We start from the raw sequence: 14,011 nt of genomic DNA on the forward strand, positions 1-14,011 counted from the left end.
CGTCTGTTGGCCATATGTAAGGTCTGTTGGCCATATGGCAGACAGAGCTCGATCACCTGCAAGCACAGACCAACCCTTTAGAGGAAACTCAATGATCAGTTGCAATCAATATGACTATTTGGAAATCGCTTGTCTCTACCGTATCGGGGTTTGCCTCACGTTAAAAGACGGCAGCGAGATCTCTGGCGTGCCAGTCAACACTGGTTTTAATGAACATAAGCAGGAGTGCTTGGAAGTCGAGACGGGAGGAGATGCACTGTGGGTACCGACCGACATGATTTTAACGATGCAAGCGCTAACAGAAAATCCTCATTTTACTAAGATTGAGTTTGAGCAATAGCGGTCATTGATGTCACTTTGAAATTCGCCCTCTTACGCATGAGGTGCAACAAAACTTTTTTCTTGGTCCGCTCATAGGAAAATAAAAAAACAAAGAGGTTAGAGTCGCTTCTAGACCCCTTATTTTTGCGATTTAAGCCACTTGTAAGCCTTTGTTTTTAAACAAGCTATTTTTGTGGATTTTCAATAACTTAAGATGATAGCCTTGGCTCAACTAAGGAGTTGATATGAAGTACCAAGGGCAACACTTCCATCGCGAAGATTTCTCAAACCAAGATTTGCAGCAAGCCATTTTTGACCACTGCCATTTCATTGAGTGCAACTTTGACCGAGCCGATCTCACCGACAGCCAGTTTATCCATTGTCGTTTTATCGAAGCGTCATCCATAGAAGGATGCAGTTTCCGCTACACCAAACTGCGAGAGGCCAGTTTTAAGCACTGTATGATGGCAATGGCTCAATTTACTGGTACAGATTGTTTCGGCATTGAGTTTCGCGAATGCGATTTAAAGGGCGCCAATTTCAGCCAAGCCAACTTCTCGAATCGCATTAGTCATAAAGCCTATTTTTGCTCCGCCTACATCACTGGCTGCAACTTGAATTACAGTAATTTTGAACGCGCCATGTTAGAAAAGTGCGATCTGTTTGAAAATCGCTGGCGAGGCGCCAATCTTTCGGGTGCCAGTCTCAAAGGCTCTGATTTATCACGAGGCGAATTTTCCCCAGAGCAATGGGGCAGCTTCATTGTTGAAGAGTGCGACTTAACCCATATCGAACTCGATGGGTTGGATGTTCGCCGCGTGTCACTGCACGGTGCGAAGATATGCGACTGGCAACAAGCGCAGCTGTTAGAGTCGTTTGGCCTGATTGTGGTACCTGGCTGATTATCCCTTGACAATGAAGGAGCAACCGATGATACAAAATATCTTCGACAACTTACCGAGCTCGTTAGACCAAGAACAATTTGATGACTTACTCAAGCTGGATAATGTGCGTATTGAACGCATTGTGTCCCACGGACATCATTCCCCAGAAACCGGCTGGTATGATCAAGAGGAACATGAATGGGTCGTGATTTTACAAGGTGAAGGGGAGATTGAGTTCGAAGCTGGGAATATCGTGCACTTAACCAAAGGGGAGCATCTTTTTATTCCGGCCCATCAAAAACACAAAGTTCGCTGGACAACGCCCAGCGAACAAACCATTTGGTTGGCGGTGTTTTTTTCATAAACGGGCTTTCTTATAAACGGGCTTTCTCATAAACAGAATGCCTCCACGAACAGCCCCCTTTTGCCAGCTCGGTTCACTCGCCGCACCACTGGCAAAAGGGGGATTCGGTTAGGTACGAATATGTTTAATAACACCGTTGAGATCGTCGACGTTACGTTGCAGATCGACGACAATCGGGCCAAGTTGATTGATCGCCTCGTTCATTTCTGAAGAGAGATTTTTGATATTGGCCAAGTTACTGGAGATTTCATCACTGACCGCCAATTGCTCTTCGGTTGCTGCGGCAATCGACGTGTTCAGTTTATGAATTTCAACCGCAGAACCTTGAATGGTACCTAAGGCCTCGTTAGCAACCCCCATATTGGTTCGCGTTGACTGCATCTTATCGGCACTGCTTTGAATGGTCGACGTTGACTGCTTCGCTTTCTCTTGCAATGTCATAATGATGCTTTCAATCTCACCAGTGGAATCTTGAGTACGTTGTGCCAACGAACGCACTTCATCTGCCACCACAGCAAAACCACGGCCTTGTTCTCCTGCCCGCGCTGCTTCTATCGCCGCATTCAGTGCCAGTAAGTTGGTTTGTTCGGCAATCGCTTTGATCACATCCAACACGTTACCCACATTGCTGGACTCTTCCGCCAATTGCTGGATGATCTGCGAGGTGTTGGTGAACTCCCCTTCAAGCACCGAGAATTCTCGCGTGGTTTTATCAAAGACCGACTTACTGGTGGAAGCCTCTTTTTCTGCACTGCCCGCATACTGCTCAGCCATGTTGGTGCTTTGTGCCACATTCGAAAGTGCCGCTGTCATCTCTTCCATCGCGGTAGCCGCCATCTCCATCTCTTGGTTCTGCTGACCCGCCATAGAAATGTTTCTATGCGTAATGCTTTGAATCGCTTCAGAAATGTTGGAAATGGTGTCGTTCACCTGATTGATCTTATTGATGGTTTTCGCATAGCTGATCAACACTTTGTTAATGGTGGTGCCGATAACGCCAAGCTCGTTATTGCTCTTGTCATCCACACGTAAAGTTAGATCCGAATTGACGTCGACTTCTTTTAAAATATTGGCCATTTGGTCGATGGGTTTTACCACTTTGCGGTTAACCAACACATAACCGATGATCGCAATGACAAACACCACAATCAGCGATACATTGCCGATCATCACGGTCGTCGTGACATCATGCGCTGCTGCATCAAATTGACGATTGGTTCGCGCTTCTAGCTCTTTAAAAAACTCATCAATCGGCGCCATGATTTTGGCTTTTTCTTGGTGATATTCTTTACTGTGTAAGAGTTTCGCCGCCATTGCCATATCTGGCTCTGCTCGACGAGTGTAGTTGCCAGAGCTATCCGGATAGAGCCCCTTCACCGCATTCATCGCTTTGACTTCCATATTCACCAAAGCATCGGAATTTTGTTGGGCTTGTTTAAGAAGTTGAAACTCAGATTGGGTGAAGCCCAGATTTTCCATCATTTTCTGCAATGAGATTCTTGCACCATCGGCTTTGGGTTTTTGCCCATAGTTCAGCACCAAATCCCAGTAGATGGTGTGATAGTTTTGCGGTCTCGGTTTGTCACCATTTCGGATGGCAAGGATGTCCATGTACATTTTTTCGTAGGTTTCATCACCTGTCAGCACATAAGTACGCCCTAAACGCGTCAAATCATCAGAGCTTTGGCGTAGCTCATCTGCCGCTTGATACGATTGATAACGGACCTGCGACATCTGATTCACTTTTTGCAGTAATCCGTTGAGCTGCAAAACCGTTACCACACTGATTACGATGCCAAGGCCAATAACCCCAAACACCAGTTTCATCGTGCTATTGATATTCATACTGTTCATTCCTTGTTAATTTAACTTTGCCAACTACGTTGTTGTTATAGGGAATTGGGGAACAGCATCCCTCCAGTTATCATTAACGCTTCGCTCTTCGTCGTTGCGCTTTTTCTCCGTTTACTCAGGTTTTGGAAATGCCGCCAGCATCTCTTTAGCCTGCTCAAACTCAAAACTTTCAATGGCATTGATAAGCTGTTGCTTTTGCTCATCCGTCCACACATCGCAATCTTTGGCTTGCTTAATCACATCCACCGCCGCCACATCGTATTGCTCGACAAGCTCGACCAGCCGTTTGTAGAGCTCTGCCGCTTCTTCGCATTCTTGCTCACTCACATTGACATGTCGCTTTTGCCATTCCGATAATTGTGCGTGCAGCTTATCGAGCGCGACACCCGCTAATTCCAACTCACCGATCACGGTTTTACTGTGATGATCGATGCTCTTCTCCATTTTTATTGCCAGCTGAGCAAGGGGAGTGACGCCAAGATTGGCCGCAGCGCCTTTGAGGGTATGAGCCATACGCGCCGCCATATCCCAATCTTCTTTTTCCACTACCTCTTTAAACATAGGCAACTCTTCCAATTGCATCTCTAAAAAACGACTTAAAATCGACAAATAACTTTCCTTATTCCCGCCAGTGTTAAAAATCGCTTCTTTTATATTAATACCGGATAAAGTGGGCAAATCGTCTTCATCGGCAGAGGCTGTCCGATCCGGGGTACTCTGTGAACTCGAGGTCGAATGTGATGACGAGGTGTGACTCGCTGCGTTGCTTGCCGACAAGTACTGAGAAAGCACTTGGTAAAGATTATGCACATTGATGGGTTTTGCGACATGGTCATTCATGCCCGCTTCATGGCATCGCTCTACATCGCTTTGCATCGCGTTGGCCGTCATGGCGACGATCGGCAATGTCGCCCACTCAGCTCGCTCGCGGATCGCTTTGGTGGCGGTAATGCCATCCATCACCGGCATTTGCATGTCCATCAAAACCAGATCGATCGGATGATGCTCGAGTGCTTCTATGGCTAACTTGCCGTTATCTGCGGTGATAATGTTGAGATTTGTACCATTAAGAAGACCAATCGCCACTTCTTGGTTCACTTCATTGTCTTCCACAAGCAACAAGGTTTGTCCGTCAAACACCGGTTTCTCAAACGTCGCGGTCGTGCTGCTTCGTGTCACATGTTCAATGCCATAGCTATCCATAATGGCATCTAGCAAATTGGACGGATTCACCGGTTTGACAATTAAAGAATCCACCAGCTTACTGCTGTTTTCATCCATGGAAATTTCGCGTCCATAGGCGGTCACCAAGAAGTTTTTCGTTTCTGCAAGCAATCGCTCTTGATGGGCCGTTTGCAACAGCTCTAACCCGTTCATGCCCGGCATGTTCCAGTCAACAAACACCATATCAAAGGTGCTTTGACGGAGCTCGTCTAAGGCTTCGAAGCCATTGCTCACCGCTTTGGCATCAAATTGCATCGCGCTCAGTAGCGTCATTAAAATGTTTCGTGCGGAATCGTTATCATCGACAATCAAGGCGCGTTTGCCTGCCAAACCACTAATTGGTTTCGCTATGTCGCGCATTTTCGCCTCTTGTAAGCCGCAGTGAATGGTAAAGGTAAACGTCGAACCCATACCGACGGCGCTGCTGACCGACAATTGCCCGCCCATCAGTTCCACCAACTGCTTACTGATGCTAAGCCCTAATCCTGTGCCGCCAAACTCGCGAGTAATGCTGGTGTCCGCTTGTGAGAAAGCGTTAAAGAGATCGGCTATTTTCTCTTTATCGATACCGATGCCGGTGTCTTTCACCGAGAAGCGGAGCGTCACATCATCACTGGATTGCGACTCCGGCATGACCGACACCAAGATCTCGCCTTTTTCGGTAAATTTCACCGCATTTCCGCACAAATTCACCAACACTTGGCCAAGACGAAGTGGATCACCCACCAAGCCGACTGGCACTCTTGGGTCAATATCCAACAAGAACTCAATGCCTTTTTCCTGTGCTTTAAACGAGATTACGTTGGTCAAATTTTCAAACACTTCATCCAAGCTGAAATCAATCGACTCGACACTCAGTTTGCCCGCTTCAATTTTGGAGAAATCGAGAATGTCATTGATGATGCCCAGTAAGTTCTTCGCGGACTCATTAATGCGTGTGAGGTACTTGCGTTGGGAAGGGTCCAGTTCGGTATTGAGCGCAAGATGCGCCATGCCTAAGATGGCGTTCATCGGGGTGCGGATTTCATGACTCATATTGGCGAGGAAATCCCCTTTCGCTCGGCTCATCGCATCGGCGGTGTCTTTCGCATCTCGCAGTTCTGACTCCATCTGCTTGCGCTCGGTGAGATCCAACAAGATCCCCACGATCCCAGAAACACGACCCTGACTATTATTGAACGACGCTTCGCAGACCAACATATCGCGGCATCCACCTTGGCTATCAAGCAGCGACAGCTCATAGTTCTTACTGCACTGCTCTTGGCTAAGCTCTTGATGTACTTGGGTAAAATGATGCGAAGCCTCTTGCTGGCTGAACACTTCTATCGGGGTGCGTCCGACAATTTCGTGCATCGCTAGGCCCGTCAACTCACTGAATTTGGCATTGACGGTTAAATACTTGCCTTGCGCTGAGAGGCAGTACATCGGATTGGGGGTAGCGTTGAGGATTTCTTGATTGAGCTGTGACTGTTCCAGTACTTTCTGCTCCGCTTTTCTTTGCAGCTCCACATTTTGGCTCAGCTGAATGCTCACAGAAAGATCATCCAGCATCTGTGATAACCATTGATACTGTAACGGAGTAAGCGTATCGACCGTACCGATCTCCAATAACGCCACTGGTTGTTTGTTCACACATAACGGAAAATAGTAAATTTCATTCAGTTCCAGCACGCCACCATTGACGTGCGTGGTGTATTTTCCCTGCAATGATTTCATGCTGTAGGGTTTATCGGACAGCAACACGCTGAGCTGCGTTGAGCTCTGATCGCTGATCTCACGGCTGATGGTATCGTCGTAACCCGCCCCGGCGATACGAATCAGTTTGTCATCGCGGTAGATCGCAATACTGACTTGCTGCACAGGAAATTGATGAAGCAGAAACTGGGTGACTTCATGGCACAAAGACTGCGTCGATTGGCTGGTTCGCAACACGATGTTGAAATCTTTCACTAAAGTGTTTTGGCTCAGCTGCTCGGAAATATGGTGGAAGACCACATTCAAACTGTCGATGAATTTTTGCAGCTCGGCATACGCGGTTTGCGTAATCGTAAAGGCGTAATCTTGCGCTTTCACTTGATTCACCACCGTACGCAGTAGCTTACTCAATGGGCTGATGTACAAACGCCACAACAGCGTGAACGAAACCACAATAGATGCGAGTAAAATGGCCACCAACACTCGGTACACATACTGATATTGCAGCTCCTGACTGTCGGTTTGTTCTATGTTACCTTCAATACGGTGAACGATCGCTTGATGCGCTGAGCCGATCGCTTTCATGATCTTGGCTTTTTCTTCAAAGTAGACTTTGCCGTACAGCAATGATTGCGCATAAGGCAGATCCGGTTTGCCCGTATAAAGCTCTTTACCATCGGGCTCTAACTTAAATCCCTTTACCGCTAAAAACGCTTCACGCTCAATATTGACCAAGTTATCCGACAGCATTAAGGCGCTTTTCAGCTCTAAAAACTCGGTGGCGCTGATGCCAGAATCACGTAATCTTTGCAGTAGCGGAATGCCTGTCTCACTGGTAAACGGTGGAACATATTCGGCAGAGCTGGCAGCGAGGTCCCAATACTCGTATTCATTTCCCACTGGCAAAGGCAATTTGCCGTCACGAATATCCAACACCTTGTTGAACAGCGCTTCCCAGTCATCATCTCCGGTCACCACATAAGCTCGTGCAAACTTAGTCAAATGATCTGAGCTTTGCTTGAGCTCTTGAGAAAGACGGTAAAACCGATGAAGGTCTTGCTGATAATCCCGACTTTGGGTTCGAAGCTCCGCCACCTTTTGCGTGACAGACAACATGGCAATAGAACAGATCCCCATCGCCAAAAACAGCAGCATAAATAAAGTTCTAATTGAGCGCATTCGCTGGGCCTTCTGCAAGATAACAGTGCAATAAATCGATGCTTGTCTATAGTTACTGATAAGTTTAGTTATTGTTCAGCAAGTTGCAGGAAAACTTTTTCAGGATTGATATATGCCCATTGAAAATCTGGATGATTGCACCGTTTTGATTGTCGACGACTCCGCAGACAATCTGGCGTTTATGGCTCAAGGACTCTCCAGTCGCTACCACGTGAAAGCGGCCAAATCTGGGGAGATGGCGTTGCATATCTTAGAGCAGTTTGAGATTGATTTAGTGCTGCTCGATATCGTGATGCCCGAGCTGTCGGGTTATGACGTGATCAGAAAAATTCGAGCCAATCACAAAACTCAAGATATTCCTGTGGTCTTTTTAACGGGTAAAGATTCGCCCGAAGATGAAAAACTTGGTTTCGAGCTCGGTGCGGCTGACTATATTCACAAACCCGTTAGTATTCCTCTGCTGCGGTCGCGAGTGAGAACCCATCTGCAAAATAAACGCTCAAAAGATTTTCTGCGCGATCAAAATGGCTACCTAGAGAAAGAGGTACTTAAACGTTCACACGAGCTTGACCGCATGCAAGATGCGGTGGTGTTTGCCTTAGCCAGTTTGGCGGAAACGCGCGATCCGGAAACGGGCAACCATATTTTGCGTACTCAGCATTATGTGCGTTTACTGGCGGAACAGTTGGCGTTGCTTCCCAAATACCAAACCCTTCTCACCCCAAAAATAGTGGATACCTACTTTAAAGCCGCACCGCTGCATGACATTGGCAAGGTGGGCATTGTCGATTCCATTCTACTCAAACCTGGCAAGCTCACCGCAGAAGAATTTGAAGAGATGAAATCTCACACCACGTTGGGATTATTGGCTCTAGAGAAAGCGGAGAAACTCTCCGGCGCGCAAAATGAACTCATCTCTGCGGCAAAAGAGATTGCTTATGGTCATCATGAAAAATGGGACGGTTCTGGTTACCCCAATGGCTATGCGGGAGAAAGAATACCACTCAGTGCACGACTAATGGCGATTGCCGATGTGTATGACGCGCTGCGCTGCAAACGCGTGTATAAAGACCCGATGAGCCATGAAGCCACACGCTCAATCATTCTCGAAGGCAACGGGACACATTTTGACCCCGAGGTGATCGATGCCTTTCTTGCTCAAGAAGATATGTTCATCAAAATCGCCAGCGAATTCGCGGATGAATGATTCACCAAGCAAAACATAGATCAATGAAATAATTGACAGCACCAATGACATGACGCGCTTTTGACGTCCTGACAAATATTTTGCAGTAACTAGACAGCTCTTTACGTAGCTTGACGGATTCTTTACATAGAAATCTCTAGTATGGATTGGGTAGACAATAACACCAACCATAGAAGGTGATGACCATGAAAAAGACCATTCTGCTTGCTACCACGTTAATGCTCAGCTCGACCGCATTCGCATCCGTTGAAACTCAAATTGGCGAAACGTCTCTTCACACGGATACGTTCGCAAGCAAACAAGCGGCCTATGATGCTGGTTTAATGAAAGCACAAGAGCTGCGCGCGATGACGCCAACTGAACTGACTCACGAGCTTTCCGTATTTAGCCAACGCCCAGTTTACGATTCACTGAAAATTTCAGACATTGAAGTGAAAGTAGAAGAATTTGCGAAAGAGAGCGGCAAAGTGGCTTACCGCGCGATTGTCGATGTTGACTACCAATACCAATACCGTGAAAGCAGCAATAGCTAGGTTCTAGGTTCTAGGTTCTAGGTTCTAGGTTCTAGGTTCTAGGTTCTAGGTTCTAGGTTCTAGGTTCTAGGTTCTAACAACTAGCATCTACTTCCTAATTTCTAGTTCCTAGTACCTCGAACCTCATTCCTCGAAACTCATTCCTCGTACCTAGGTTCCTAGTTCCTAGTCTCTACTTCCAACAAAGGGGCACTCATTTAAGCGCCCCTTTCTTTTATACTTGATGTTGAATTTCCGTCTTAAAGCTTGGCGTCAACTTTATTGCAGATGTACTCTCCAATTGGCATCGCCGATGTCGCCGCAGGTGAGGGCGCATTGCACACATGCAAGCTACGTGGACTTTCGGCAAAGAGAAAATCATGCACCAATGAACCGTCCGAGAGCACCGCTTGGGCACGAATCCCTGCAGGATAAGGCTGCAAGTCTTCAACTTGGATCATCGGACAATACTTGTTCACCAGTTTGAGATACCCCGCCTTCCACCAAGAGTTAATCAACTCTTTCACCCCGGTAGCAAAGTGCTGTTTGGTGACCTTCCAAAACCCAGCAAAGCGCAACATTTGCCAAGTGTCGTGAATGCTGAAGTTGAGTCGGCCATAGCCTTCACGTTTCCAACCTTGCACCGCATTCGGCCCAACCGTCACTGAGCCGTCGATCATGCGCGTTAAATGCACGCCCAAGAACGGTAAATCCGGATCAGGAATCGGGTAAATCAGATGTTTCACCACTTGGTTGTGTTTAGTCGGCAAACGGTAGTATTCACCGCGATAAGGGATGATCTGAAAGTCAGTCTCAATACCCAGCATCTTGGTCAATCGGTCCGCCATCAGCCCACCACAGGACACCAAAAAGCGCCCGTTAAGCTGCACCGTTTCCCCCGCACACTCACAGGTAACTTGCACTTCATCCGCATGCTCTTCAAGCGCGATCACCTTAGCGTTGAGGCGCACCTCTCCTCCTAAATCCACCAGTTCCTGCGCCATTTTTTCCGTCACCAAACGGTAATCAACAATACTGGTGGACTTCACATAAATGGCCCCTAAACCGACGATATTGGGCTCCGCCAGTTTCAATTGCACCGCATCAAGCAGCTCGACCTCAATGCCATTCACATGGCAGCGCTCATAAAGCGCATTCATCCTTTCCACTTCTGCTACCGTCGTCGCCACCAGCAACTTGCCACAGTTTTCAACCGGAATCTGATGCTTGGCGCAAAATGCCTTGGTGGCTTCCACGCCACGTTTACAGAAATCCGCTTTTAGACTGCCCGGCGCATAGTAGACCCCGGCGTGAATCACGCCACTGTTATGCCCTGTTTGATGACGAGCAAAGCCCGATTCCTTTTCGACCAACAACACCGATTTTTCTGGATAACGCTGCTGCAATTGCCAAGCCGTTGAGACCCCAACAATCCCGCCACCCACAACAATAAAATCGTACACTTCACTACTCCCTTCTCATTCAGGATGCGCATTTGCACTGCGCTCAAACGATGAGCGCAGGAGAATTAAGAAACCGCTGCCGCTTGTTGCGCCTGATATTGGCGACCACTGTACACGAAAATGACGGCGAATATGATGAGTGATGCCACACGTAACCAAAGTGGCACATCATGCCACACCATCAACGCACCAGAAGCGGCAAGCGCGAGGCGCAGCAGCCAATTGATTTGACCTTCTAAATAGCCTTCCAGTGCGCCAATCAAGGCATAGGTACCAAAAATGGCGAAGAATCCCGTCACCAGCACCGTGGTCACGTCCCAACTTACCAAGCCGGTATAGGCAATCAGCAGTGGCACAAGATAAAGCCCTTTGGCGATTTTCCACGCGGTAAGCCCGGTGCGCATCGGCGGTGTTTTGGCGATGGTGGCGGCGGCAAACGCGGTTAAGCACACGGGCGGGGTAACATTGCTGTCTTGTGAAAGCCAGAAAATAATCAAGTGTGCGGCTAAAAGTGCCAAACCTACGGCTTCTATACCCAAACTTTGCTGAAGTAAGGTTTCTTTGAAGTCGACGGGCACCAAAGCCAGCATCTCTTTCGCGGTCTCGATGGCCATCGGGGCATTGAGCAAATCGAGCTTATCGGGTGCTGCGAGCATAAAAATCGCTTTCGCTTGTTCTGGCAATTGCCCCGCCGACATCAGGCTCAACAGCTGGTTTTCCGCAATCAATTGATACAAGGCAGGGGCAGAGAGCGTGCCCAACACGATGTAAGCCGCGGTAACTGGCAGGCCCATGCCCAACACCAGTGAGGCCAATGCAATCAGCACTAGCATGATCAACAAATCTCCCTGCGACCAACCGTTGATCATCAATGAGAAGGTATTGCCAATCCCGGTGGTGCTGATCACGTTGATCACCAAACCAATGCCCACCAGCAAGACCGCAGTCGTCGCCATGTTCTTTGCCCCTTGGGCAAGTGCATCGATGATCTCTTTGGGCCCCATTTTGTGGTCTTTCGAGAACCAAGACGCCACCACCACCGAAAGGATAGACAAACCGGCCGCGTAGGTTGGAGTAAAGCCCTGTACCAATAAGGTAACCAGCACCGCCAGAGGGATCAGATTGTGCCAACCAGACAGCAGCACCTTGCCCAATGACTCATCACTGGTGGTGATTTTCTGCACGCCGCTGCGTTTGGCTTCGATGCGCACGAAAAACGCCACCGACAGAAAGTAAATCAAAGCAGGGACAAATGACACCGCGACAATATCGACATAAGGAATCTGCGTGTAAGAGGCCATAATGAACGCCCCCGCGCCCATCACCGGAGGCATCAATTGCCCACCCGTTGACGCCGCGGCTTCTACCCCCGCGGCAAAACGCGATGGAAAGCCCGCTTTTTGCATCAGCGGAATACTGATCACGCCAGTCGAAACGGTATTGGCGACACTAGAACCCGACACCGACCCCATCAGCCCTGAGCCCAACACCGCAATAAAACCGGGGCCACCGATGATTTTACCCGCCGCCGCACGCGAGACATTGATGATGTAATCCCCCACGCCCGATTTCACCAAAAACGCGCCAAAGAGGATGAACATGAATACGAAGGTCCAACTGATGCGTGAAATCGAACCAAACATCCCTTCAGAGGAGAAGAAACTGCGGTAGAGCAGGGTTTCCATGCTCAAACCGGGGAAATGGAAAATGCCGCCCGCCCATTTGCCCCACCACACCACGTAACTCAAACAGATGACGATCAAAACAGGAATAAACCAGCCCATGGTGCGACGAATGATCTCAATCGCGATTAAAATTGCGGTAATAGAAACCACCCAATCCGAGGCGACAAATTTCACACCACGCTGGTATAAAGCATCTTCCGCAAAGGGGATATAAATCAAACACGCCAGTGCTGCAATGCCAATCAGCACATCTACGGCTAACGCAATACGGCTGCGCTTCAAACTGGCGTGCGCCGGGTACCACAGCAAACATATCAGCGCAAAGCCGGCAAAATGAGTCGCAGAGATCCACAGCTCTGGCAAGGTCGATAAGGTGTTGAACCAAATATGCAGCAGGGAAAGCACCACTCCAATGCCAGTGATGGCGGCGGTTACCCACGGAAAATCCGTTCGTGTCGGTAACTCAAACTGCTGCAACTGTTGTTGTAAAGAATCACTCATGGTCAGACTCCGAGGGAACAAGAAACAATAACAAGCCTCACGCCCACCAACGTTCATTGGTGGGCAAAGTCGGTTACTTGCTCATCAGAGCGTCAGGAATGGTGATGCCCACTTCTTTGTAGTAACGCGCCGCACCTGGGTGCAGCGGCAGCGGCAGACCCGCAATCGCTTTTTCTATCGCCATCGCTTTGGTTGCTTTATGGATGCCTTGTAAGAAGGTAAGGTTTTCGTAAATCGCTTTGGTGAGCTGGTAAACGTCTTCGTCAGAAATATCATCGCGAACAGCAAGGAAGTTAGGCTGAGCGATGGTCGTCACTGGCTTATCCACACCTGGGTAAGTGTTGGCTGGGATGACGTATTTGGTCCAGAGCTGATATTTGCCATTGGCCTGTTTGATTTGCTCATCGGTAAACGAAAGGAGCTGGATATCGTTCCCCAACGCAGCAAACGCTTGTGTTACCGCGCCCACTGGCACGCCAGCCGGGGTGTTCATACCATCGATGGTGCCATTTTGCATCGCACTCGCACTCGCACCATAGCCCATGTATGCCAGATTGAACTCATCCGGATTGACACCTAAACCCGACATAATTTGACGACCTGAATTTTCCGTGCCTGAATTTTTGGTGCCAATAGAAAACTTCTTATCTTTCATATTGTTCAGATCGGCCACGGTACCTGAGCTGGTTAGGTCACTGCGCACAATAAAGTGTTCGACGTTTTGCCACAGCATGGAGACTGAACGCAGTTTGGTTTGCGGGCCGCTTTGCGCGTATGGGCCATCACCGGTTGAAGCCCAAGCGCCATAAAGACCTTGCAGGATGGCGAATTGCGCTTCGTTGTCGTTCATCAGCTTGATGTTTTCGCCTGATCCCGCCGAGCTGATCGCAGAGAGAGAGAACTTATATTGAGGCTCAAGCTTCACTTTGCTTAGCGTCGCCAGTGCCACCCCTACTGGATAATACGTCCCGCCCGTCGAGGCCGTGGCCAAAATATAGCTGCGGTTATCTGCGGCGGCGACATTGCTGGCCGAGAAACAGACCATGGCGACAGCGAGAGATTTCATCAATAGGTTCTTTGTCATGGTTACACTCCGTTGTAGGGTAGTTGTTATGGTTTTGT

The 14,011-nt window shown here is 48.5% G+C and carries 10 protein-coding genes; 5 read left to right on the forward strand and 5 right to left on the reverse strand.

Annotated features, from left to right (window positions below; genetic code table 11):
* Positions 1 to 34: 34 nt before the first annotated feature.
* The 3 genes from PQQ36_RS04695 (at position 35) to PQQ36_RS04705 (ending at position 1,569) form a co-directional block, all read left to right on the forward strand.
* On the forward strand, positions 35 to 340 hold the full coding sequence (locus tag PQQ36_RS04695) for a Rho-binding antiterminator (protein ID WP_011152684.1): 306 nt from the start codon (positions 35 to 37) through the stop codon (positions 338 to 340).
* A 226-nt stretch (positions 341 to 566) separates the two neighbouring features.
* On the forward strand, positions 567 to 1,223 hold the full coding sequence (locus tag PQQ36_RS04700; RefSeq protein ID WP_015728350.1) for a Qnr family pentapeptide repeat protein: 657 nt from the start codon (positions 567 to 569) through the stop codon (positions 1,221 to 1,223).
* A 13-nt stretch (positions 1,224 to 1,236) separates the two neighbouring features.
* Positions 1,237 to 1,569 carry a cupin domain-containing protein gene (locus tag PQQ36_RS04705; protein WP_017791265.1) on the forward strand — a complete coding sequence of 111 codons (333 nt, stop codon included), beginning with the start codon at positions 1,237 to 1,239 and terminating at the stop codon, positions 1,567 to 1,569.
* Between the two features lie 108 nt (positions 1,570 to 1,677).
* Here the strand turns inward: PQQ36_RS04705 and PQQ36_RS04710 are convergent, their stop codons facing one another.
* Entirely contained in the window at positions 1,678 to 3,414 is a 1,737-nt protein-coding gene (locus tag PQQ36_RS04710) for a methyl-accepting chemotaxis protein (RefSeq protein WP_026130955.1), read from the reverse strand.
* A gap of 120 nt (positions 3,415 to 3,534) precedes the next feature.
* Positions 3,535 to 7,521 (reverse strand): response regulator, encoded by a 3,987-nt coding sequence (locus tag PQQ36_RS04715; protein ID WP_273660434.1) that lies wholly within the window; start codon positions 7,519 to 7,521, stop codon positions 3,535 to 3,537.
* Positions 7,522 to 7,633: 112 nt separating this feature from the next.
* Between PQQ36_RS04715 and PQQ36_RS04720 the strand changes: the two genes are divergently transcribed.
* Positions 7,634 to 8,728, forward strand: a complete 1,095-nt coding sequence (locus tag PQQ36_RS04720; RefSeq protein ID WP_072600025.1) for an HD-GYP domain-containing protein — start codon at positions 7,634 to 7,636, stop codon at positions 8,726 to 8,728.
* Positions 8,729 to 8,913: 185 nt separating this feature from the next.
* A complete protein-coding gene (locus tag PQQ36_RS04725) occupies positions 8,914 to 9,261 on the forward strand; it encodes a DUF3316 domain-containing protein (protein WP_038940490.1) in 348 nt (115 codons plus the stop codon).
* 239 nt (positions 9,262 to 9,500) lie between these two features.
* Here the strand turns inward: PQQ36_RS04725 and lhgO are convergent, their stop codons facing one another.
* From lhgO to PQQ36_RS04740, 3 genes are all read right to left on the reverse strand, one after another.
* Positions 9,501 to 10,703, reverse strand: coding sequence for an L-2-hydroxyglutarate oxidase (gene lhgO / locus PQQ36_RS04730; protein ID WP_273660439.1), 1,203 nt, complete (start codon positions 10,701 to 10,703; stop codon positions 9,501 to 9,503).
* A gap of 65 nt (positions 10,704 to 10,768) precedes the next feature.
* Complete coding sequence (locus PQQ36_RS04735; RefSeq protein WP_038969134.1) at positions 10,769 to 12,889, reverse strand: TRAP transporter permease; 2,121 nt, start codon at positions 12,887 to 12,889, stop codon at positions 10,769 to 10,771.
* 73 nt (positions 12,890 to 12,962) lie between these two features.
* A complete protein-coding gene (locus PQQ36_RS04740) occupies positions 12,963 to 13,973 on the reverse strand; it encodes a TAXI family TRAP transporter solute-binding subunit (protein ID WP_225482349.1) in 1,011 nt (336 codons plus the stop codon).
* Positions 13,974 to 14,011 lie beyond the last annotated feature (38 nt).

This window comes from Vibrio sp. CCUG 15886 (genome assembly GCF_028570825.1).
Lineage (GTDB): Bacteria > Pseudomonadota > Gammaproteobacteria > Enterobacterales > Vibrionaceae > Vibrio > Vibrio vulnificus_B.